The organism is Pseudomonas sp. LBUM1657, assembly GCF_059716075.1.
On record NZ_CP166799.1, the window covers coordinates 3,958,432 to 3,980,943 of the forward strand.

General features: G+C 59.3%; 22 protein-coding genes. 11 read left to right on the plus strand and 11 right to left on the minus strand.

Annotation, left to right across the window (positions count from 1 at the left end; genetic code table 11):
• Window positions 1–199 precede the first annotated feature (199 nt).
• The 4 genes from ACA055_RS18335 to ACA055_RS18350 form a co-directional block, all read right to left on the minus strand.
• Window positions 200–1,582 carry a hypothetical protein gene (locus tag ACA055_RS18335; RefSeq protein WP_497679946.1) on the minus strand — a complete coding sequence of 461 codons (1,383 nt, stop codon included), beginning with the start codon at window positions 1,580–1,582 and terminating at the stop codon, window positions 200–202.
• Between the two features lie 43 nt (window positions 1,583–1,625).
• Entirely contained in the window at window positions 1,626–3,527 is a 1,902-nt protein-coding gene (locus ACA055_RS18340) for a hypothetical protein (RefSeq protein ID WP_497679947.1), read from the minus strand.
• 72 nt (window positions 3,528–3,599) lie between these two features.
• The gene (locus ACA055_RS18345) at window positions 3,600–4,610 is read right to left on the minus strand and encodes a patatin-like phospholipase family protein (RefSeq protein WP_497679948.1); all 1,011 of its coding nucleotides are present in this window, start codon (window positions 4,608–4,610) and stop codon (window positions 3,600–3,602) included.
• A gap of 318 nt (window positions 4,611–4,928) precedes the next feature.
• Window positions 4,929–5,498 (minus strand): YceI family protein, encoded by a 570-nt coding sequence (locus ACA055_RS18350; RefSeq protein ID WP_497679949.1) that lies wholly within the window; start codon window positions 5,496–5,498, stop codon window positions 4,929–4,931.
• A 195-nt stretch (window positions 5,499–5,693) separates the two neighbouring features.
• Here ACA055_RS18350 and ACA055_RS18355 point away from each other — a divergent pair, with 195 nt between their 5' ends.
• Window positions 5,694–6,452 carry an SDR family oxidoreductase gene (locus ACA055_RS18355; protein WP_497679950.1) on the plus strand — a complete coding sequence of 253 codons (759 nt, stop codon included), beginning with the start codon at window positions 5,694–5,696 and terminating at the stop codon, window positions 6,450–6,452.
• Between the two features lie 34 nt (window positions 6,453–6,486).
• Here ACA055_RS18355 and ACA055_RS18360 read toward each other — a convergent pair whose 3' ends face one another.
• From ACA055_RS18360 to ACA055_RS18370, 3 genes are all read right to left on the minus strand, one after another.
• Window positions 6,487–7,011 carry a DUF2269 family protein gene (locus tag ACA055_RS18360; RefSeq protein ID WP_497679951.1) on the minus strand — a complete coding sequence of 175 codons (525 nt, stop codon included), beginning with the start codon at window positions 7,009–7,011 and terminating at the stop codon, window positions 6,487–6,489.
• A 2-nt stretch (window positions 7,012–7,013) separates the two neighbouring features.
• Window positions 7,014–8,141 (minus strand): saccharopine dehydrogenase family protein, encoded by a 1,128-nt coding sequence (locus ACA055_RS18365; RefSeq protein WP_497679952.1) that lies wholly within the window; start codon window positions 8,139–8,141, stop codon window positions 7,014–7,016.
• A 386-nt stretch (window positions 8,142–8,527) separates the two neighbouring features.
• The gene (locus tag ACA055_RS18370) at window positions 8,528–9,433 is read right to left on the minus strand and encodes a LysR family transcriptional regulator (RefSeq protein ID WP_497679953.1); all 906 of its coding nucleotides are present in this window, start codon (window positions 9,431–9,433) and stop codon (window positions 8,528–8,530) included.
• Window positions 9,434–9,560: 127 nt separating this feature from the next.
• Between ACA055_RS18370 and ACA055_RS18375 the strand changes: the two genes are divergently transcribed.
• A complete protein-coding gene (locus tag ACA055_RS18375) occupies window positions 9,561–10,997 on the plus strand; it encodes an amidase (RefSeq protein ID WP_497679954.1) in 1,437 nt (478 codons plus the stop codon).
• A 176-nt stretch (window positions 10,998–11,173) separates the two neighbouring features.
• Here the strand turns inward: ACA055_RS18375 and ACA055_RS18380 are convergent, their stop codons facing one another.
• Entirely contained in the window at window positions 11,174–12,064 is an 891-nt protein-coding gene (locus ACA055_RS18380) for a LysR family transcriptional regulator (protein WP_497679955.1), read from the minus strand.
• 247 nt (window positions 12,065–12,311) lie between these two features.
• On the opposite strand from ACA055_RS18380, the gene ACA055_RS18385 reads away from it, so the two are divergent.
• Window positions 12,312–12,962 carry a hypothetical protein gene (locus ACA055_RS18385; protein WP_497679956.1) on the plus strand — a complete coding sequence of 217 codons (651 nt, stop codon included), beginning with the start codon at window positions 12,312–12,314 and terminating at the stop codon, window positions 12,960–12,962.
• 77 nt (window positions 12,963–13,039) lie between these two features.
• On the opposite strand, the gene ACA055_RS18390 is transcribed toward ACA055_RS18385, so the two are convergent.
• A complete protein-coding gene (locus ACA055_RS18390; protein WP_497679957.1) occupies window positions 13,040–14,398 on the minus strand; it encodes an MATE family efflux transporter in 1,359 nt (452 codons plus the stop codon).
• 238 nt (window positions 14,399–14,636) lie between these two features.
• Here ACA055_RS18390 and ACA055_RS18395 point away from each other — a divergent pair, with 238 nt between their 5' ends.
• A complete protein-coding gene (locus ACA055_RS18395; protein ID WP_497679958.1) occupies window positions 14,637–14,912 on the plus strand; it encodes a metal/formaldehyde-sensitive transcriptional repressor in 276 nt (91 codons plus the stop codon).
• A 398-nt stretch (window positions 14,913–15,310) separates the two neighbouring features.
• Here the strand turns inward: ACA055_RS18395 and ACA055_RS18400 are convergent, their stop codons facing one another.
• The gene (locus ACA055_RS18400; protein WP_497684444.1) at window positions 15,311–16,216 is read right to left on the minus strand and encodes a MerR family transcriptional regulator; all 906 of its coding nucleotides are present in this window, start codon (window positions 16,214–16,216) and stop codon (window positions 15,311–15,313) included.
• Between the two features lie 175 nt (window positions 16,217–16,391).
• Between ACA055_RS18400 and ACA055_RS18405 the strand changes: the two genes are divergently transcribed.
• From ACA055_RS18405 to ACA055_RS18435, 7 genes are all read left to right on the plus strand, one after another.
• Complete coding sequence (locus tag ACA055_RS18405; protein WP_497679959.1) at window positions 16,392–16,838, plus strand: PAS domain-containing protein; 447 nt, start codon at window positions 16,392–16,394, stop codon at window positions 16,836–16,838.
• Between the two features lie 125 nt (window positions 16,839–16,963).
• Window positions 16,964–17,386, plus strand: a complete 423-nt coding sequence (locus tag ACA055_RS18410; RefSeq protein ID WP_282482366.1) for a nuclear transport factor 2 family protein — start codon at window positions 16,964–16,966, stop codon at window positions 17,384–17,386.
• Window positions 17,383–18,132 carry an SDR family NAD(P)-dependent oxidoreductase gene (locus ACA055_RS18415; RefSeq protein WP_497459568.1) on the plus strand — a complete coding sequence of 250 codons (750 nt, stop codon included), beginning with the start codon at window positions 17,383–17,385 and terminating at the stop codon, window positions 18,130–18,132. Before ACA055_RS18410 ends, ACA055_RS18415 begins: the two co-directional genes overlap by 4 nt.
• Window positions 18,133–18,138: 6 nt before the next feature.
• Complete coding sequence (locus tag ACA055_RS18420; RefSeq protein ID WP_497679960.1) at window positions 18,139–19,386, plus strand: NAD(P)/FAD-dependent oxidoreductase; 1,248 nt, start codon at window positions 18,139–18,141, stop codon at window positions 19,384–19,386.
• Window positions 19,383–20,195, plus strand: coding sequence for a DUF1365 domain-containing protein (locus ACA055_RS18425; protein ID WP_497459570.1), 813 nt, complete (start codon window positions 19,383–19,385; stop codon window positions 20,193–20,195). Before ACA055_RS18420 ends, ACA055_RS18425 begins: the two co-directional genes overlap by 4 nt.
• On the plus strand, window positions 20,170–21,429 hold the full coding sequence (locus ACA055_RS18430) for a class I SAM-dependent methyltransferase (RefSeq protein ID WP_497459571.1): 1,260 nt from the start codon (window positions 20,170–20,172) through the stop codon (window positions 21,427–21,429). The genes ACA055_RS18425 and ACA055_RS18430 overlap by 26 nt, the downstream gene beginning before the upstream one ends.
• 1 nt (window position 21,430) lies before the next feature.
• Complete coding sequence (locus ACA055_RS18435) at window positions 21,431–21,919, plus strand: DUF2878 domain-containing protein (protein ID WP_497679961.1); 489 nt, start codon at window positions 21,431–21,433, stop codon at window positions 21,917–21,919.
• Window positions 21,920–21,975: 56 nt separating this feature from the next.
• On the opposite strand, the gene ACA055_RS18440 is transcribed toward ACA055_RS18435, so the two are convergent.
• Entirely contained in the window at window positions 21,976–22,512 is a 537-nt protein-coding gene (locus ACA055_RS18440; protein ID WP_497679962.1) for a DUF3833 domain-containing protein, read from the minus strand.

Below are 22,512 nucleotides of genomic sequence, written 5' to 3' on the forward strand. Positions count from 1 at the left end.
GAAAGGTCTGAACAATGACACTGTTGCATTCCAGATGACCGACCGGCCAAGGTCGTTCGCGGTGTTTTCCGCGAGCCCGAACTATAGGGGTTGATGCTGAAACGCGGCAACAGGGTACGTCGTAGGAAACGTCTTGGAAAGTTGTGCGCTGCATAGTGATCGTTCCCACTCCGTGGGAACGATCGATCCTGGCGTGATGTCAGGACCAAAAGGAGATTTTTAGCTCCACCCATAAGCCGTCCGGGTGATAGTCCAGAACAGCCCGGTTTTGCGCCGCGGTTGGCGTTTTCATAAACGTTGCGGTTTCTTCGCCGACCTCGCTGTCGCCGACCAACACACGGTCCCTGGTTTTTTCCTTCAGGGCGTTGTAAAGCTCCGGATAAGGCATGTTCCAGTCGTTACCTGCAGCCACCTCGGCGACAACGGGGATCATCGCCACCAAGCGCTTGTCGGTCATTTTTTCCAGCCCCAACTGCCGCAGTGTCGCGTTGTGGCTGCAATGATGGCCGACCTTGTACAGCGTGACGCGCGCCAGAATGTCATCGACGGAGAGAGCATGACCGTCAGCCGGATCAGGTGAACGCGGGTAAGTCTGGTTAGCCCACGACAGCCAGTTGCCCACCTGTGCGTCACCCGGAAACAACAGCACCTGCTCGTCCGGAAGTTCGAACGCCAGGACCAGGCTGGTGTTGTTGGTGTCGGAGTCCATCTTCAGTGCCAGCGTCTCGGCCGATGAGTACCACTCCTCATCGATTTGCCGCTGCTCCTGCGCGGGGTCGAAGTACAGCTTTTCGGTGACGTTCGATTGTTTCTGCTTCACCTCGGCCAACAGCCGTTGATGGGGCTGCGCAAAGGGCACATCCACCGGTAGAACGGCCTTGCCGTTGAGTTGATCGATTTGAAGTTCGATGGCGTGGGCGTCCTCCTGATCGGTCAGGTACACCTCCTTGGCGGGGCCCTTGGAGGGAAGATCCTTGCGCAATTGTTTTTCATCTCTGGGTGGCCCCATCACGTAGGCCTTGAGACCGGCAATCTCTGCCGGCCTGACCACATCGCCCGGTTCCAGATAACGGGTTCGCGCTGGCGTGGCCTTTTCCTTGAGCATCAGCATGGTGCTGGCACCGGTCGGGCGACTGCCGCCGGCGACGCCCATAAATGCGCTGAGGCTTAACACGGTATTGACGTGTCTGTCCGTTGCCTTCAGCGCTATCATTTTCGGTTGAGCGGCCATTGCCGACAGTGCCTTCTTGGCCTTGTCAAAATGCTGGTGCAGGGCAATGGCCTGGGGATCGGTGGGGCTCTCTGTCCAGGCGAGCCAGAACTCACGGATCTCGAATTGATTCTTGAACAACTCCTGCTCATAGAGAAACCCTGACAGGTGATCGTGATGCTCATGCGTCACCACCAGCAGGTCAAGCTTGCCACCGGTGGTTTCAAGGAGGTCGCTGACAATGCCCTTCATCCGGTCCCTGGCACCCTTGACCCCCTGCAGCACACCGCAGTCGATCAGGATGTGTTTGACCTCGGCGTTCTCCAACTGATGGCGCAGAAGAAAACAGTCGCCAAGGATGCCGCGGTACATGCGCACCGATACCGTGCCTGGTGATTCAGTAGTCGTCATGGTGTCAGACTCCCCGATGCGACATGGCGAACGGATTATCCTTGGCGTCTGCGCCTCGGTAGGTCAGCGCGAGACTGTCTGTGCCCATCTCGAAAAATTGTCGCTGGCCCTCAAGCCGGAGCGCGTCATCGATGCGTTTGCGAATGACATAGCGCACCTTTCCATCGCGCAGATCGATGATCAGCGTCGCACCGCCTCGAAACAGAAAATCACTGGTCAGAGGTTGCGTGTTGCTCGCCAGATCCTGTTGATCCTGGGCGGTCTGTCTTTCTTTATCCAAAAAGCCCTGGCGCTTTTGCGTCACTTCGATCACCAATTGGCGCAGATCCTGACCATCGGGGCCTGCGCGGCGGCAGGTTCGCACCGAGTGCACCTCAACCGCAGGCTGGATGCCGTTGTATCGGGGGAACAGGCTGCCGGCGATGTAATCACGGGTACGGGCGGTGTCGAAAACGACGCCCAGTGCCTCAGCCCATTTGGGATTCGATTCGCAGACCTTCATCATCCAGTCCCAGACAATCTTGCGATTGCCCTCGGCCTGAATAAAGCCCTTGCTGCGCTGATATTGCGGTGTGATATCGAGCACGTGGGTCCCATCCGGCCCGTTCAATAGATAGCTGGCCTCCGGGCCAACATTCGCCGTCTCCCACAGCAGGCTGTCCGGCGCCAATGACAGGCAGTTGTCGGGCAATATGCCGCGACGACGAAACGCCTGAATCATCGCCAGGCGATACTGCATCGGGTCGTCCGGGATCAAATCGGTGTCGGCGGTGATGATGCCACGCAAGAACTCACCGAAGCGCACATCCACCGGCGGCAAGTAATCCAGCGCACGGATACACATGCGCAAGACATGGTCCGCCGACTTGATCGCTTCACGGGTCAGGCGCTGAACCAGTTCCGGTGGCAGTCGATTGGCCGTGCGGCCGACTCCATCAGCCAGGCGCAAGAGATCCGCCGAGCGTTGCTCGTAGATACTGATGAACGCATCGAACACAGCGGCGACGAGGATCGCACCTCGCTGATGTGGCTCGCGCACCTTCGACAGCAAGGTGGGGTCGGGCAACTGTTGGCTGTCCTTGTCGTCGATGGCCTCGCGTAACGCGGCGTAACGCCCGGTCGTTTCCCCGAACTGCCGGGCCAGGCCACTCAGCCAGGAACGCTGGTTGAGGTTGCCGCCATTGGCAGCCACATACTTGGACACCGCCTCCGGCAACGTGAAATGCATCATCAACGCAACGATGTCGGCAAATGCCTCATGAAACGCCAGGCTGTCCGCACTGGTCGCTTCACTGTAGCGACGGTGCAGCCCATCAAGAATGGCGTGGGTGGTTTCATGGGCGATGATGTCGTGGGACAGCGCCGTGAACACCCAACTGCCCGGAAGATTGGCGCCGGGATCGGTCATGGAGGCCTTGAAGTAACCGAACAGCAAGGCCTTCTTTTCTTTGCTGTAGTAGGCATTCGCCTCGCGTAGCGCATGCGGATAAATCCGCAGTTTGCGCACCTCCTTATACGAGGAAGACTGCTCATCCCATTGCGGGCACCAATACACTTTGCGCCCCAGTGCCCGCTCGAACAGTTTCACGGTTTTCATCGCCACGGCAAACACCATCTGCTGATGGAAGCGCGGATCACCTTCGGACGGCGTCAGCCCGTCTTGCGCCAACAAATGAGGGTCGTTCAGATCCACCGGCTCGTAAAACTGGCCGCTGCTCGGATCGATATCGATGACTTCAAAGTACTCGTTGACGGGGCCGGGCTGCATCTCTGCTTCCCATCGCTCCTCCCAGGGAATCTGCAGGGTCGCGTGGCTGATGCGGGCCGTGTCCAGTTGCGTGGAGGCTTGCGGGTCAAAGGCATAAACCCGCAGCTTGCGCATGGGGGGCGGTGGGTAGTTGCTCATCTGCATTCCTTTTGCATCGACGGGTTGGCGGTCATCGGTGATGTCCTTCCTGGCGCCAGGGCTCAGCACACGTTATGTCAGAAGTTCCGGGGCATAGGCTGATAGCCGGGCCTTGACCAGTGAAGCACCGTGGCGGGTCAGCACCTCCATTTCTTCCGAAGACAGTCGGCTCAGGTTCGTATCGATGGATGAGGCAAACGCCGCGTCACCCGTGCGCGCTTCACCCGTGCGACTGTCGATCGAGAACCACATGGGCTTGGGCCCCTTCCCTGACAGAAACCGGTACTGCAGACGGTCAAATTCCAGGCCACGGATTTGCTCCATCATGATGTCGAGCCCGGCCTTGAGCACGATGGCGCCGGATTCGGTCGGTCGACTGTTGTTCGCAAAAGGTTTCCCACCGTCACTGACAATGACGTAGTCGAGTTCATTCCTGTCGCGAAGCAATGGGTTGACGGCCATGTTGTCGTACACGCCACCATCCGTCAGCGTGACGTATTCAACGTCAGCGGCGGGACCGTAGGTACTGGAATCGAGTCTTAAAGGGGGGAACACCGGTGGAAATGCCGATGAAGCTGCGACGGCCTGGCAGATAGGGAAATCAACCGCCGAGATAACCCCGAGTTCATGCTCTCCCATTTCGCAGGCCTTACCGCCCCCGGCCACGAAAAAGAACAGATTTCCGGTCGAGAGATTGGTGGCGTTCAGATAAATGCGCGGCCCATTGCCAAGCGCTGCCAGCTTCTTCTTCAGGAATAGATCCTTGTCGTACGAGCCGGCCAGTTTCTCAAGCCGGGACTCAAATGGATCGATAGAACCCGCGATAAACGATGACACCGCAATCGAGCGAGTACGCAGGTAGGTGTCGAGCAGATCGAGCTTGTTTGCAGAACCCCAGTTCAACGCCACGGCGGCCCCCGCGATGCTGCCGCCGCTGACGCAAGTCAACAAATCGATCTTGTCGAGAAGTCCGTTGGTTTCCAGTTCGCGCATGACACCCAGATGAAACGCGGCGGCCCGGAAGCCGCCACCCGACATGGCCAGACCGATGTGTTTCGTTTCGCCATTAATAATCACTGACATGGTTAGCTCTCCTGGATAGTGAGAACCCCTGGCTGTGGTATCAGGCTGAATGTCTATGATCGCCGGGCGGCAGCGGCTGCAGGTCGTGCGGCCTCTCAACCTGAATATCTCCTTTATAAACGACCGATTATTCTCCTTCGCTCAGCATAGCGTGGAACAACATTTTCGCTTTCCGATCCGCCGACAAACACTCCGGCGGGTCTAAAGTTGTCCGCCCATGCGCCGATTCATTCGTGTGAATGCCCAGGGAGCTGTTATGCCGCCATTGGCATGGCCCCACGTTTGATCTGTCCAACGTGTGCAGATCCCCGATGATCGCTACCGTTGCGGCGCGACCATGCGAAAACGGATGTTGATGTCGTCAGACACCATGCTGCTGGCCCATTCGCCCTCGCCGATTTTAAAGTCACCACGTTTGACCGTTAACTCGCCGTCGAATATTCCGACGGCGTTCTCCGCCTTCAGCAAGACAGGAACCTGCACCTCGCGTGTGAGCCCCTTGAGGGTGAGATTGCCGGTGATCCGGTAACGGTTGTTGCCGAGGGTTTTTACGCCGGTCGATTCAAAGGTCGCCACCGGATACGTTGCCGTGTCGAACCAGGCGGTTTTTTGCAGCTCTTCGTTGGCATCGCTGCTGCCAGCATCGATGCTGTCCAGGTCGATGGTCAGCGCCGCATGGGCGGCGGTCGGGTTTTGAGTGTCGAAATCCAGGCTCGCCTCAAACTTGCCAAACGTGCCGTACGTGCGCGATCCCATCTGGTTAAACGTGAAGCTGATCGTGCTGGCAGTGGTATTCACCTGGGTGTATTCGACAGCGAAGACATGCGGCAAGACGCCGAATGCGAGCACCACAGCCAATGCGGCGGAACGCGGGAATCGAGGGTTCATGTCAGGCCTCCCCTGGTGAATTTCGGTGCCGCGCACAGAGGCCAGCCACAGGTGGACTAAAGCAAAGAACCACCGTTTATTCCACTGGGCTCGCGGACTTCCGACCACCTGTCGGTCCGCACAATGGCGCGCCTGATGCGTCCCGCCATGCGGGTGTTTAATGGGTGCTCCATGCAAAGCATCAGGAGACTGGTCATGAAAATCGTCGTTATAGGAGGAACGGGGCTCATCGGCAGCCAAGTCTGCAAAAACCTGCAAGAAAAGGGGCATGAGACACTAGCGGCGGCACCGAGTGTCGGCATCAACGTCATCACGGGCGAAGGACTGGCGGACGCATTGAAAGATACGGACGTCGTGGTCGACGTGGCGAACTCCCCTTCATTCGAAGACGCCGCGGCATTGCACTTTTTCGAAACGGCCGGGAAAAACCTGTTCGCGGCGGAGAAAGTTGCCGGCGTCAAACACCATGTCGCACTGTCCGTCGTTGGCACCGAGCGGATGCTCGAAAGCGGTTACTTCCGGGCCAAAATGGCACAGGAAGAACTCATCAAGAAGTCGGGCGTTCCCTACACCATCCTGCGAGCCACGCAGTTCTTCGAATTCATCAGTGCCATTGCGTTCTCGGGTCGCGAAGAAGGCGACACCATCCACCTGACCCCCGCCGCCCTGCAACCGATTGCCTCGACCGATGTGGCGGCTGCCCTGGCCGACATTGCCTTGAAAACGCCGGACAATCAGACCGTGGAAGTGGCGGGGCCGGAACGCAAGCCTCTCGTCGAGTTTGTCGCCCAGTACCTGCAACACGAAAAGGACCCGCGCCAGGCTGTCTCGGACAATAAGGTTCCGTACTTCGGCGCGCCGATCAACGACCAATCGCTCACGCCGGGCGACAACCCGATTGTTGGATGGACACGGTTTGAAGACTGGCTCAAAAGTGCCCAGGCTCCTACCTGAGTCGCCTCGGTAATCGCTCGCGACCTTCCGGTGTTCACGCTATCGCGATGACTGCGTGGACCGGAGGGGCGCCCACCACCTCAACCCATTGCGCGGGCGTCATCTTCGTCACCATCATCATCACGATCACAAACATCCCCGAAAAACCAACCACCCCCATCCAGAACCATTTTCGGTAAACCGACCGATACGCCTCATCGAGCCCCGTCCCCGTTTCAACTGCGCTCAGCGCCATCACCTGCAGCCGTTTCTGAAGCACCAGGACCGGAAGCCAAAGCGAGCCCACGCAAAGGAAGATGATCAACGAGGTCAGAATCCATTCTGTGGTCAGTGGCAGTCCGGAAAGCTTCATCAGCAGGTAGCCCGTCGCGATCTGAATGAAACCTGCCGGTGTGGTAATCCAAGTGTCGAACCGCACGACCATCCTGGCCACGTGCGCGATCACTTGAGGGTTGGCCGTGCGGCTGGCAGCGATCAAATAAAGGTAAGACCCCATGCCGAACCCGAACAGGAAGATCGCGGCAATGACATGGATGTACTTAACGGATAGATAGAGCATGGTCAGCTTCGATCGTCAGAGAAGTGCACGGCCAGGTGCAGGTTTTCCGGATCGTTGATGGCGGCCAAGTACTCCTCAACGCTGATTTCCCCCACGCAGGGTCGGGCGCCAGGTTCGGGTACATAGCCTTCAACAAGCTTTGCCACCAGGGCGACAGCCGCGCAGCTCGGAATCTCCGGGCCTTTGTCATTTTTTGCCGTCAGTTGCGCCGTCATGGACAGCGGTTTTCCATCAGCGCCCTGCCCTTTGACGTCGATGAACATCGCACTGTTGCCATCGCCGAATCGTTCGAACCAGGTCCCCCAGCGATGCAATCTTGCCGCCCAGGCCTTATGGTCACGAACCAGCCCCATTCTCAGCGCCTCGGCGAGCACGAAGTTGGCCACGCCACCCAGCTTGAGGCCCGCGCCAGCCTTGAAACTCAAGGTCGTGGCGCCATAGCGTCCCGCGAAGATGTCCATGTCCGGCACGTCGACATTGGCAAGGACGCGCCGCCCCAGCAAGGGCATTTTGCGCAGGGTGAGGTCCTGCCAACCCAGCACTTCGTGCACCCGGCCATCCTTGAGTTGCTTGATGGGTTTGCCCGCGTAGGCGAGCACGCCTTCGACGGTCGAGAGGCCTGGCATCTTGGCCGACGAAGAAATGCCATGCTCAATCGAGTCGATCCGTTCAAAGCGATACCGGTACTGATCGATGATCGCCGATGACAGCGTCGGCACCGAACTGCATCCACTGAGAATCGCGACGCCTGACTGCTTTGCCCGTGCGTCAAGTGCGCCAATACCGTTGACGAAAGTGCGGCAGTCAGACAGGTCGCAATAGTTCACGCCGGCGTCGATGCAACTTTCAGCAACGGCATAGGATTGCCCTTGAAAGGGGCCGCCGGTATGAACCACCCACTGAATGCCCATCGAACTCAGGGTGGACTTGAACGCCGAGCCCATGGCATCACCGCACCAGCTTTCACAGAGCCGACCTGACTGGGCGTGCAACTCATCGACTTTGCGTGACAACTTGTGTGAGTCGCGACCTGTGATCACCAGTTCTGTGCCCGGCATCTCGACTAAATGTCTGCAAACAATACTGCCGAAGTTTCCGTAGCCACCGACCACCATCACCCTGAGTGCCATTCAACGCTTCCCTGAATCATTCGATCATGCAGCCAACTCGCCCGGAATAGGGCTCCGGGGAGCTTCACTGATATCTAAGGGACAGGCAAGCAGCGTTCGCGTCAAAACAGGTTTGGGCTTAAGTAGAAAATGCGCCAGTACGGATCTTGAATCGCAGGCACTGTCTGAATCGGTGTCTTGGCCATCAAGCGTTACCACGGTAATACGTCGCATGCGTGGCCAACCACTGCTTGCCGATCTCGATATCCTCTACCTGCCTGGCGAGGATCCAGTCCGAAGTTCGAGGGACGCCATGCTTGTCCGGGCCCATGGCTTGCCCGACCAGAACATCACCTTGGGGCAGTGTGGGCTGGACACCTGCGGACCAAGCTGCCAGAAAGCTTAGCTCACGCCCCCAACGCCGGTATCCGCGCCTTCAAATAGCCGATAAATGCCGTGACCTTGGGCGATGGTAAATGCTCGCGCGCCGTGACCGCGTTGAGGTCCTGCGGCGGGCCGATCCACTCCGGCAAAACCCTGCGCAACCGCCCCGCCTCGACGTCCGCCCGCAGGCTGTGATCCATACCCAGACTCAGCCCTTCACCCGCGCACAGCGCTTCTTTTATCAACGCCGGATCATTGGCGATGATCGTCGGCTCCACCAGGTAATTGCGCAGCTTGCTGCCAGCCTTGCGCAACGGCCAGACGTAACCCACATCGCGCCGGGCCTGGTGCAGCACCAAGGCACGGTGCTGGATCAGTTCGTCAAGTGTGGCGGGATGACCATGGTGTTCGAGGTAATTCGGCGCCGCGTAGATGCCCGTGGCGTAGCTGGCCAGGCGTCGCGCCACCAGACTCGAATCCGGCAATGCCCCCAGGCGCAGGGCCACGTCGATCTCCTCCCCCACCAGATCCAGCGGCACATGGGACGCGAGGATCTCCAGCCTGATGTCCGGATACGCCTGACGAAACCCGGCCACCAACGGTGAAAACCAACTGACCCCGAAGGAATATGGCACCGTAACTCGCAACCAGCCTCGCGGTTGATCGCGCAGTTGATGCACCGCCAATTCGGCGTGCTCAAGTGTGGTGGCGATGTCCTTGCATTGCTCAAAGTAAACCGCCCCGGCCTCGGTGAGGCTCAACTGGCGAGTGGTGCGGCGCAGCAACTGGACACCGATGGCCTGCTCCAACTCGCGCACCCGGCGGCTGACGGTGGTCTTTGGTATCTGCAAGGCATGGGCGGCAGCGGTGAAACTGCCCAGGCGCACCACGTGCACAAACACCAGCGTGTCATTCAAGTCCCTGATCATCGAGCAGCCTGTGACGTGCTTGTGATGGGTCAATTGTGCCACGCGTGGCACATTTCATACCGCTTTTATGGGCTAATCGGCCGTGCGTGTGCAACCTATCATCGGCTCTCCCAACTGGAGTTTTCCGATGAACCTCAACGAATATGCAGCTCACGATGGCATCGGCCTGGCCCGTCTGGTGACGACGGGCGAAGTCACTTCCACGGAATTGGCCGAACTGGCCATCGATGCCGTGCAACGGCTCAACCCGCAGATCAACGCCGTCATCGAGCATTGGTCGCCCACGGTGACCGAGGGCACGGGGCCGCTGGCCGGGGTGCCATTCCTGATCAAGGACCTGGCGATCACCTCCGCTGGCCGACGCGTTGAGTTGGGCAGTCGATTGGCTCAAGGTCTGGTGGCGGAGTCGGACTCGTACCTCATGCAGCGCATCAATGCGGCCGGCCTCGCCACCCTCGGACGCACCACCACGCCGGAAATGGCGTTCAGCACCGAGACCGAATCCACTCTGCAAGGCCCGACCCGCAATCCGTGGGACACGCAACTGTCTGCGGGCGGGTCGAGCGGTGGGTCCGGCGCAGCGGTCGCGGCCGGCATTGTGCCGATTGCCCATGCCACCGACGCGGCGGGTTCGATCCGTGTGCCGGCGGCCTTCAACGGTCTGGTCGGACTCAAGCCGACCCGTGGCCGTACCTCGAACGGCCCGGCGCTCGACGAAGTGTTTGCCGGGTTTGGCGTGCAACTCGGGTTGTCGAGAACCGTGCGTGACAGCGCGGCGTTGATGGACATCGTGCAGAGCCATACGCCTGGCGATCCCTACTACACTGCCGCGCCGGCCGAGGGTTTTCTGGCACAGGTGGGACGTGATCCGGGGCGGTTGCGTATCGGGTTGCTCGACACCCCGTGGAATGGCGCCGCGCTCGACTCCGAGATTGCCGACGCCACACACGCAGTGGCTCGGGAGCTGGAAACCCTCGGGCATCGCGTCGAACGAGTCACTGCTCCGCTCGGCATATCGTGGGAATCGTTCGTCGAAGCCAACGCCCGCATCTGGTGTGCCACCCTCGTGCGCTGGATCGACGGACTCGCGGCGGCCACTTCAAAGCCCATCGACCTGAGCACCCTGGAACCCGCCACCCTCGCCTGCTACGCCTATGGCCAACAGTCCCGCGCGGTAGATTTCGCGGCAGCGCTGGAAGTGCGCAACCTCATCGCCCGCAGCGTGGCCAGTTGGTTCGACGACTTCGACGTACTGCTGACCCCAACGCTGCCGCACCTGCCCCAAGCCCTCGGCACCTACAGCCTCGGCGCCGAGAGCATGGACGGTTTGCAATGGACAGCGCGAGTGTTCGAGCACTCGCCGTTCACGCCAGTGTTCAACGTGGCGGGGACGCCGGCGATCTCGCTACCGTTAGGCATGTCGCGCACACGGGGTTTGCCAATCGGATTGCAATTCGCCGCGCGGTTTGGCGCAGAGGATGTGTTGTTGCGATTGGCGGGGCAGTTGGAACAGGCGTTGCCGTGGCATCAGCGCAAACCGCCGATCTGGGCTGGCAACCAGTAAATCGCCTTCGCGAGCAGGCTCGCTCCCACATTTTTACTCTGGGTGCTCACAAGAACTGCGCCCACCACAAATCCCTGTGGGAGCTGGCTTGCCCGCGAAGACGCCAGCACAGCCAACATCAACGCCAACTGAACCACCGCTTTCGCGAGCAAGCCCGCTCCCACAGGAGATGTGTTTTACGTCGAAGGCAATCTCAGGTGATCAATCAGTGTCTTGAGAGTAGGCGACGCCGCCTCGTACTTCTTGAACGTCAGCAACAACGACCGCTGCGCCCAAGGTTCATCAAGGGTCACCGCTTTCAACTTATGGCTGCGCAGGTACTGATTGATCACACTGCGCGGCAGCACCGCCACACCCAACCCGGACGACACCATCCGGCACATGCAATCGAAACTGCTGATGCGAATCCTGAGTTTGAGCGCCATGCCCAGTTTTTCCGCTTCACTGGTCAGCAACGTGTGCATCGAACTTTCCAAATGCGGCCCGACAAACTCATGCTCCAGCACTTCCTCGAACCGGATCGATTTCCGCGACGCTAACTCATGACTGGCAGGCACCACCAGCGTCAATTCGTCATTCCGATAGGGCACCGTTTCCAACCCTTGCGCCGCCGTCTGCTCGGCAATAATGCCCAGATCAGCACGCCCATCCGCCACCGCACGTATCACCCCTGAACCGACCCGCTCTTCAATGTCGAATTTGATTTGCGGATACAGCGCGACAAAACTCGCCACGTCATCCGGCAAAAACTGCGACAGCGCCGAGGTAATCGCATGAATCCGCACATGCCCCTTCACCCCGGTGGCGTAGTCCCCCAACTCGTTGTCGAGCTGCTCCAGCGTCTGTTTCAACTGCCGCGCATAAAACAGCATCGACTGCCCCGCCGGCGTCAGCTCCACGCCCCGGGCATTACGAATCAACAGCGGTGCGCCAACCTGGGCTTCCAGCTCGGAGATCCGCTTGCTGATCGCCGACACCGCCAGGTGCTTGATCCGGGCCGCGCGGGTCAGGTTGCGCTCCTGCGCCACGGTGATGAATAGGTCCAGGCTCGTGAGGTCGTATCGCAATGGAAAAATCCTTGAATCGGTAATCTTGAGTGAAGCACGTCGGGCAACCCTGACGCCATGCGCAAATGTGCGCCACCTGCCTCGTCCTGTGCACGCCAACCGCATCGCCCCCCGAGTACGAACGGATGACCCGCGGTTCACTGGAAAGAAGGTGCAATCCACTGCCTCAAGAGGTATTACCAAGGGTAGGACTCGTTTCAACCAAATCGGTGACATCGGCCGATATCATGGAAAGGGAATAAAGGACATGTCTAGCAAAAGCGACAATGACAACCGATCCAATCAGTTAAACCCAAATAATGCCGCCTATGAAAGTTCCAGGAGTGGTAACACCCCCGGTGGTGGTGGCGACGACGACGCCGATTCGTACATTGCCCCGACAACAAGCAACTACAGCCCCCATGAAACTCGCCCTACTGAAGTTCACAAAACGGGGCAGTACGGAATCGGTGTTGTTGGATTGGACGGTCAGGCTCGATTCTTCACCTTTACGCTTGAGGCCAGCGTCAGTAATTTCGCTTGGGGCGCAGATACAACGTTGACCGCAATACTCGAAATCTATTTTGAGTTTTTCGCAATGCGCATCCGAGAAGGATTTACAAGACATCTAAAAAACAGTCCGACGTTGTTCTGCATGTTTGATGGCACGACCAGTTGTTTACCTTGGCATGTGCCGCTCGATCTGGACAATCCCGAGGTGATGCGCGAGTTTCTTAGCAAATGCAGGGGTGATGTGAAACAAGGCGCTGATCCTGACAAAGTGATTGCGCAACTACGAACGGTGCTTCACCCACCGTTTGAAGATTGGGGATCCTTCAAGGCGCAAGGCAATGAAGCATCAAGTTCGAAGTTTATCTACGACGAGCGTTGCAGGAAGGCAATCGTGAGCAGGCCTTAACCGACTCTGCTGCAGTAGACGTTTCGAAGCATCCGTAATGAAAACCGGGGCAGCGCCTGCGCATTGCCCCGTTTCATCTACACCAACCGCTCAATCTTCTGATGCTGCCAGACCATCTTGTAATACGCCGTCTGCAACACCAGCATCCCCAGATACGCCACCGGAAACGCCATCCACACACCCTGCAACCCGAACCGCGCATCCAGCACATACGCTACCGGCAACTGCACCCCGACCACGCAAATAATCGAAATCGCCATCGGCACCAACACCGAACCGCTGGCGCGCATGATGCCGCCAATGATTGCCTGGAAGCCGAACACCAACAGGCTCCAGAGCATGATGTGCAACAGATGCTCCGCCATCGCCCGGGTGGAATCATCCGTGAGAAACAACCCCAGCAACCAGTGCGACAACAGATAACCCAGCACCACCAAGCCACCGGTCAGGCACACATTGATCAACAGCCCTGTGCGCAGAATCGGCGTGATCCGCTCCAACCGCCCTGCCCCAATCGCCTGAGCGCCAAGAATCGACGCCGTGATCGCAATCGACAGCGCCGGAAACTGCACGTAATTGACGATCTGCGTCACCGCGCCATATGCCGCCGTCGCCTGCGAACCGTGCTGATTCACCAGCGCCAGAATCACCAACTCCGACACCGACAACACCACCATCTGCAACCCAGTCGGCAACCCGATGCGCAACACCTTGCCGAGAATCACCAGATCCAGCCGCATCGCCGCAAACATCTCCCGATCCGGAGCCAACGGATGCCCCTTGCGAATCAACCGCCACGCCAGCCACCCCATCGCCGACAAATTACCCGCCAACCCCGCATACGCCGCACTCTGAATTCCCATCATCGGCAACCCGAACCAACCCCGAATCAACGCCGGCGTCAGCGCCAACCCGATACACGTCGACACCACCAACGCAATCAACGGCGACACCGTATCGCTCACCCCGCGCAGCAGTTGAGTGAAGAGTACGTAGACCAGGAGCGACGGCATGATCCACATCATGACGTGGGCGTAAGACACGGCGTCGTCGATAACGTCGGCCGGCGTGCCCAATCCTTCCAGGGCTGGCCTTGCGAATACGCTGCCGAGTACCGCTGCTGTCAGGCCGATCATTGCGCCTAACAGCAAGGTTGTGCCGGCGATGGTTTTCACCAGATGCGGCTCACGCGCGCCCCAGGCTTGGCCGATGAGCACGCCCGCACCCGCGCCGAGGCCGATGACCAGGGCGATGAAGAAGAAGACGATGGGGAACATGCCGGACACGGCAGCCAGGGCTTGGGTGCCGAGCATTTGGCCGATGTAGATGCTGTTGATGGTGCCCGACATGGATTGGAGGAAATTGGAGAGGACCATGGGGGCCAGGAAAAGGAGGTAGGTTTTCCAGAGGGGGTGTTGGGTGGCGGGGGTTTGCATTGAGGGTCCGTCTCGGGTCGAAGGCTCGCGGTTTGCAAATTCTACGCTAGGGGGCCGACGCTCACGCGCTCCCATTTCGAAGATTTAGAGAGTATGGACGATGTCAGCTTTCGGCCCAAAAGCGGTCCTCCAAATCCTCTCGCTCTCCCTTCGAAAATTGAAGTCTCTCTTTCCCGCAAGGGCCCGTAGATAATCCCTTCGCCCGCCGCCCCTTTGCATAGGTATAGGGGGGTATCTCATGGGTCATATCGCAGCAAATAAAGACGATCTTCTCAAGCGCGTAAAACGCATCGCTGGACAAATTCAAGCCGTTGATCGGGCATTGGAATCGGATCTCGATTGCGCCAAAACACTGCACGTTGTTGCTGCCACTCGCGGAGCCATCAACGGCTTGATGGAGAAAATCATCGAGGACCACGCGCGGGAGCATGTCGCGAACCCTGCGCTCAGTGAAGAAGAGCGTGACAAGGGGGTCGAAGAGCTTCTTGAAGCCATTCGCCGTTACTCCAAGTGAACGCATCCAGGCAGCTGCCGCGGTCTGTACCGTTTTACTCAGCGTGCTGGTACTTGGCTTGAGTGCCAATCCATGGGTCTCAAGGCTGGCCCGTCGAACAGCGGACAAAGTCGATTGAAAATAAATAAAATCTCTACAATAAAGTAAGCCCTGTACAGAGTTTGCAGAGGCTTTGATGGGCCATGACACCTTCCGAGAAACTCGTTGCATGGCACGGAAACTGGTTCCTTTCGCAAACAAAGATCATCTACAGAAACTGCAGGGCAGCGCAGTCCGAGTCAGATAAAGAACTCAAATTCCCTCACATCTCCCAGTGTTCCAGATCAGGCTCTGTATCCAACCCTTGGCAGGAGCTGGATGAAGTTTGAGATAACCCTCCTTAACTGGAGCGACTGGATTCAAATTTGCAGTGTTCCCCTTACCAAGGCTTCCAGTCTGGGCAAAATACTCGCTTCGTCATTGCCCAAAATGGCAATCGAAGAACCACGCAACTCTACCGACGAAGCGGCAGCTGCGTCGCCGGCCAAGGCCACTGGGCACGTAACGCCCATTTGAAGCGCACGCAGTCGCTTGTGTGCATCTGCCTGCAGTGGCGCCTGAACCAATAGCACCAGTGCGGCGGGCTGAATTGCTTCACACAGCAACGGCAGTTCTTCCAGAGGCTGGCCCGTGCCCAACACCTCGATGCGCAGCTGGTCACTACTCATCAACAAACCAGCACACAACAGCTCCAATTCGCGCGCATGGCCCGAGCCGTCTGCTAGCAGCACACAAGCACCGTTGCTCTGGTTCATCTGCAGTCGCAATAACATCCGCGCTCGCAAGAAGGCGTCAAGGAACAACCACTGACTGCGTCGACCGAAATTATTACCGGATGCCAGGCTGCGCCAGACCGGCAGCAGAATAGCCTCCAGTGCAGTAGCTTTCGGATAGATCGTAAATAGTTGCCCGTGCAGGCGCTCTAGCTCAGCGCCATCAAAAGCCTGCGTGGCACGATGAACTGCCTCTTGCCACTGGACCAGGGGGGCTTCGGCCGAGCCAGATGCAGTGATACCGGGCGTGTCCTGCTGCCGGACGAGCAAAGCGCCTATCTTGCTGATGGGCAGGCCCCGGCTGGTCCAGAGCATGATGTTACGAATATGTTCGATGTCCTGTTGCGAATACAGGCGATGCCCTCCCACAGTGCGTACTGGTCGGATCAGCCCGTGGCGGCGCTCCCATGCCCGCAAGGTGATCGGGTTGACGCCAGTCAGGCTGGCGACTTCCCGCATGGGGAGCAAGGCGTCGTCGGAGGTGGATTCGATGGGCTCGGTCATTGAAAGTCGTTGCATCCTGAGTGTGTCGGCATTCTAAACCAGGCATGACACTTTTTAACCAGCACCAATCGATGTCCGACGGCCCTGCGCCCTGCCATCTAGGCATGGCAGTCGCTGACGACTACGCTATGGGCAATCCCACGAATCACAATGAGCCCAGACCATGATTGACGCCAAACTCCTGCAACTTATGGTCGAAGCCTCAAATGATGGCATCGTCGTGGCCGAGCAGGAAGGCAATGACAGCATCCTCATCTATGCCAACCCTGCCTTCGAACGCCTGACCGGCTACAGTGCCGACGAAATTCTCTACCAGGATTGCCGGTTCCTGCAGGCAGACGATCATGCCCAGGCCGCCCGGGAGGCAATCCGCGACGCCATCCGCCTCGGTCAGCCCTGCCGTCAGGTGCTGCGCAACTATCGCAAGGATGGCAGCCCGTTCTGGAACGAGCTGTCTATCACTCCCGTGCACAATGATGCCGACCAGTTGACCTACTACATTGGCATACAGCACGACGTCAGCGACAAGATTGCCGCTCTGGAAAGGATTCAGTCACTTGAGACCGAAGTGGCCGAGCTTCGCAAAAAATTGGCAAAGCTCGGTGGCTAACGACGAGTAGCGCTACGACCGACACAAAAAGTGTACAAGAATATTGACTTGTACAATTTTCCCCGTAGGCTTCAAGTAAATCTGTACAGTTTTTTCGAATTGTACAACTTTGCCTGGAGCCTGCCATGTCTGCATATCTCCACCATTTCGCTGATACGTTCGCAACGCTGAACGCTGATTGTCTGGACCGACTGGGCGAGCTATACAGCAACGATGTTCAGTTTCGTGATCCCTTGCATCAGCTGGATGGCCTGCCGGCACTGCGCAGTTACTTTGAAAAGCTGTACACCAACGTCGAGGATATCCGCTACGACCTCCTTGACGTGGATGAAACCACCCCCGGCCACGGTTATCTGCGCTGGAACCTGCATTTTCGTCATCCACGCCTGTCCCACGGCCAGCCGATCAGTCTGCAAGGCTGCAGCCACCTGCGCTGGGCGCAACAGGTCTACCTGCACCACGACTACTTTGATGCCGGCGCCCTGCTCTACGAGCACGTCCCGGTTCTTGGCGGGGTGATCGGCTGGATCAAGGGCAGGCTCGCATGAGCCGCTGCTGGCTGACAGGCGCCAGCAGCGGCCTCGGTGCTGCCCTGGCTAAACGGCTGCTGGAGCAAGGCCATGAGGTGGCCTTGGGTGGCCGCCGGGCGGAGGCTCTGATGCCGCTAGTGCTGCGCTACCCTGGGGCCCTGCTCGCTACCGGCGACGTGACTGACCCATGCCAGGTCTCGGCTATCTGCGAGAACATCGAGCATGCCTGGGGCGCACTGGACCTGGTGATCCTGAACGCCGGCACCTGCGAATACCTTGTGCCGGGCAGGTTCGAGGCCGAGACAGTCGAGCGCGTGATGCGCACCAATCTGTTGGCAGTCAGTTACTGCCTACAGGCGGCCCTTCCACTGCTGCGCCGCGGGCAGAGACCACACCTGGTAGTGATCGGCAGCTCGGTGACCTGGCTGGCGCTGCCCCGGGCTGGAGCCTATGGCGCGTCCAAGGCGGCCCTGCGTTATCTGGTCGAGTCCCTGCGCCTGGATCTACATGCCGAAGGCATCGATGTAACGCTGGTCAGCCCAGGCTTCATCGACACCCCCCTGACTCAGCGCAACACCTTTGCCATGCCACAACTCTGGACGGCCGACCGCGCCGCGCGGCATGTCCTCGCGCGCCTGACGCGACGACCGTTGGAGATCAACTTTCCACGCCTCTTCATTCTCGTCCTGCGCCTGCTTGGCGCCCTGCCAGCGCGTTGGCGCCTGGCCCTGGGCGTTCGGATGGCGCGAACCGAACAGGAATAGCGTCATATGCGTATCGCCATTATCGGTAGCGGGATCTCTGGGCTGACCTGTGCCTATCTGCTGTCACGTCGCAGTGAGGTGACCGTGTTCGAAGCGGCGGACTGGATCGGCGGTCATACCCATACTGTCGACATAGAATGGCAGGGCCAGCGTTATGCAGTAGACACCGGTTTCATCGTATTCAACGACTGGACATATCCCAACTTCATCCGCTTGATGGATCGCCTTGGAGTCGTCTCGCGCCCCACCGAGATGAGCTTTTCCGTGAACGATCCGCAGAGCGGCCTGGAATACAACGGCAATAACCTGGACACCCTCTTCGCCCAGCGCGGCAATCTGCTGTCGCCGGGCTTCTGGGGTATGTTGCGCGATATCGTGCGCTTCAACCGCCAGGCGGTGGCCGACCTTTACGGCCACCGCATTGAGCCGGGCATGAGTCTTGGCGATTACCTGCACACGCGAGGCTACGGGCAGCGTTTCATCCATCACTACATCGTACCCATGGGCTCGGCCATCTGGTCGGTATCACGGGCCGATATGCTGCGCTTCCCGTTGCACTTCTTCGTCCGTTTTTTTCGTAACCATGGTCTGCTCTCGATCAGCCAGCGGCCACAATGGCGAGTGATCGAGGGTGGCTCGCGCAGCTATGTGGAGCCGTTGTGCAAGACCTTCAGCGAACGCATTCGGCTCAACTGCCCGGTGATGAGCGTCCGCCGGGACGACAACGGCGTGGTGATCACTAGTGCGGCAGGCCATGAGACTTTCGACAAGGTCGTGTTCGCCTGCCATAGCGACCAGGCTTTGGCGCTGCTAGAGAAACCGACGGCCACCGAGCACGAGGTGCTAGGAGCCCTCGACTATGCCGCCAACGAAGTATTGCTTCACACCGACACCCGCATGCTGCCCAGCCGGCGCAAGGCTTGGGCCAGCTGGAACTATCGCCTCGGTGGACCCGCGCACGCCCCGGCGGCCGTGACCTATAACATGAACATTCTGCAAGGCCTCGATGCCCCGGTAACCTTCTGCATAAGCCTCAATCAGGGCGATTACGTGGACCCGTCGCAGGTGCTCGCTCGCTTCAAATATGCACATCCTCAATACAGCCTTGCCGCCATGGCGGCCCAGGCGCGCCAGGGTGAGCTACAGGGAAACCAGCACAGCTACTTCTGCGGCGCTTATTGGGCAAACGGCTTCCATGAGGATGGCGTGGTCAGCGCACTGGACGTCGCCCAAAGATTCGGGGAGCGCCTGTGAATAGCAGCCTTTGCTACGGTTGGGTCAGCCACCGGCGTCTGGTGCCACGGTTCCATGGATTCCGTTATCGCATTGGCATGCTTTATCTGGATCTGGACGAGCAGGATCTGCTGCTGGGCCTGTCCCCGTTACTCGGTGCTTCTCGCCTGGCGCCGTTGTGCTGGCGAGAAACCGATTACCTGCCAGCCTGGACTCGTCGCGGTATCCCCTTGAAGGAAGCGGTGCGCGAAGTGGTGGCCAAGGCCTTGGGCCAGGCGCCCTGCGGCACCATTCATTTGCTGACCCAGCCGCGCAGTTGGGGGATTTCATTCAATCCGGTCAGTTTCTACTTTTGCCATGACAGTGACGGTCTCCTGGCGGCGATTGTGCTGGAGGTACGTAACACCCCTTGGCGTGAACGTTTTCACTACGTGTTGCCGGTGCTGCCCGGTCAGCCCCGGCAGTTCTCGGTCACGAAGGCATTCCATGTCTCGCCATTCCTGCCAATGGATATGCAGTACCACATGCGTTTTTACATTGATGACGCGCACATGCGCATCCACATGGAAAACCGCCGCGAAGGACAAAAAGTATTCGAGGCTGGCCTGTCCCTGCGCCGACAGCCGCTGGATGCCGCCGCACTACAACGGCACGTACTGGCCTTCCCCTGGATGAGCCTGCGCACCCTCGGTGCGATTTATTGGCAAGCCATGCGCCTGTTACTCAAACGCACCCCGCTCTATGCCCACAAGACCAGTCAGAGCAGCCAAAACCTTGGCCATCACGTCCACGAGGAGCCCAAGCATGTCCGATCCAACTCTGAGCGTTAGCAAATCCTTGGGCCTGGCGCCATTATTCGGCGGCCTGGCCAGGAGCGCCGTGCTCACTCAGCTTCGCAACTTGCGCCAAGGCCGGCTGCGCCTGGTCTACCAAGACCGGCAGTGGCTGTTCGGCGACGTCGGCAGCGCGCTGCACGCTGAGGTCGAGATCTTCGACGAGGCAGCTTGGGGTATGGTGGCTGCCAACGGCTCTATCGGTGCCGGCGAAGCTTACATCCATGGCTACTGGCGCAGTCCGGACCTGGCCGCGGTCACTCGCCTCTTCGTCGCCAACCTGGAGGTGCTCGACGCCCTTGAAGGCGGGTTGGCACGCCTGGGCCGTCCGATCCTACGCCTGCTGCACTGGCTAAACCGCAACAGCCGGCGCGGCGCGCGACGCAACATTCTCGCCCATTACGATCTGGGCAATGCCTTGTTTGAGCGGCTGCTGGACCCGACCATGATGTACTCGGCAGCCATGTTCGACAGTCTGGAGCAGAGCCTGGAGCAGGCCCAACTGAACAAGCTCGAGCGTATCTGCGCCAAACTTGCGCTGCGCCCCGATGACCATCTGCTCGAGATCGGTAGCGGATGGGGCAGCCTGGCGATCCACGCCGCTACCCGCCACGGGTGCCGGGTGACCACCACCACGTTGTCCGAGGCGCAGTACGCCCATACCCTGCAGCGCGTCCAGGATCTTGGTCTGCAACACCGCATTACCGTCCTGCGCGAGGACTACCGCGACCTTGGCGGACGCTTCGACAAGCTGGTCTCTATCGAGATGATCGAGGCGGTCGGGCACCGCTATCTGCCTGTTTACTTTCAGCGCTGCGCGTCGCTGCTCAAGGATGACGGCTTAATGCTGCTGCAGGCCATCACCATCCGTGACCAGCGTTATGAACAGGCGCGGCGGTCGGTAGATTTCATTCAGCGCTATATTTTTCCCGGTGGTGCCCTGCCCTCCCTGAGCGTCATGCTGCAGACCGCCAGTTGCCATACCGCGTTGAACCTGGTGCACATGGAGGACTTCGGCCTGGACTATGCGCGGACTCTTCAGCACTGGCGCGACAACTTGCGTCAGTCGCGCACCGCCTTGACCGAGCTGGGCTATGACGACACCTTTCAGCGCCTCTGGGAGTTCTACCTGTGTTACTGCCAGGGTGGTTTCGAGGAGCGTACTATCGGCGTCGCGCAACTGCTCTGGGCAGCTCCGGCTGCACGCCGCGCAGCGCTGCCGGGCGCCTGATTTGAGCCGGGCCTGGTTGATCGGCAACGCGCTATGGATGCAGGCCGCCTGGTGGGCTTGCGTACTGAGCGAGCGGCATCCTTGGCTGCTACTCCCCGTGGTGGCAGGCCTGTTGGTGCATGTGGCTGCTTGCCCACGACCAGGCGACGAAGCAACCGCTCTGGCCTGTGTGGGGATGGCAGGCTGTTTACTGGATGCCAGCCTGGGTGCGCTGGGAGTCTTCGATTTTGCCCAGCAACCCCTTCCCCTGTGGCTTGCCTTGCTGTGGCTGGTACTGGCCAGTGGGCTTCGCCACAGCCTGGCGTGGGCCCGACGTCCCATCTGGTACGGGGCGCTACTGGGTCTGTGCGGTGGACCTCTGGCTTACATCGCCGGCGCACCGCTGGCCGGTGTAGGTTTGCCTTGGGGCACCCTTGGCACGGCCCTGCTGCTTGCGATGCTGTGGGCTGTATGGATGCCAATCATCCTGCGACTGGCTGCGTCCCGCTGATAAACAACAGCCTTTTGAATGCGTGAATATCGCCTGCTTTGCCGGTTATTGTGGGTTTACGGCAGCGACTCCGGCTGACGGCGGAAGAACAGGATCACTTGTCCCAACTCGACTCCAAGCTTGCTCATAGTCGAGCGATTGATCATCGTGTCTTCGTCCATAAGGTACATCCAGTCGTCCAGATCCACTTCCCAATGCCTGCCGTCAACCGGCAGGTCAAGGCGATAGCGCCAGCGCAGCGCGTTGCCAGCGACCTCGCCGCTAGCCTCTCCGACTACGTCGTCCGCACGACCACGCCAACGCCCGGCGCCGGCCGGTTCCAGCGTCCAGACGCGCCGTTGACGCGTGCCATCGCTGTAGAGAAATCGCTCGTCGAGGATCAACTGCTGGCCCTCGACGCGGCTTTCGATCTGGACATGGAAGCGCTTGACCACCTCGCCCGAGCGATTCTGGAACAGGCCCCAAGCCTGTACCGGCCGAGAGAAGAACGCCACGAGATCCAGCGTCGGTCGCTCCTTTGCGTAGTGCTCCACGCCAACGTTGTTACAGCTGACCAGCAACAGGCTAACGAGCAGTACCAGTATCTGACGCAT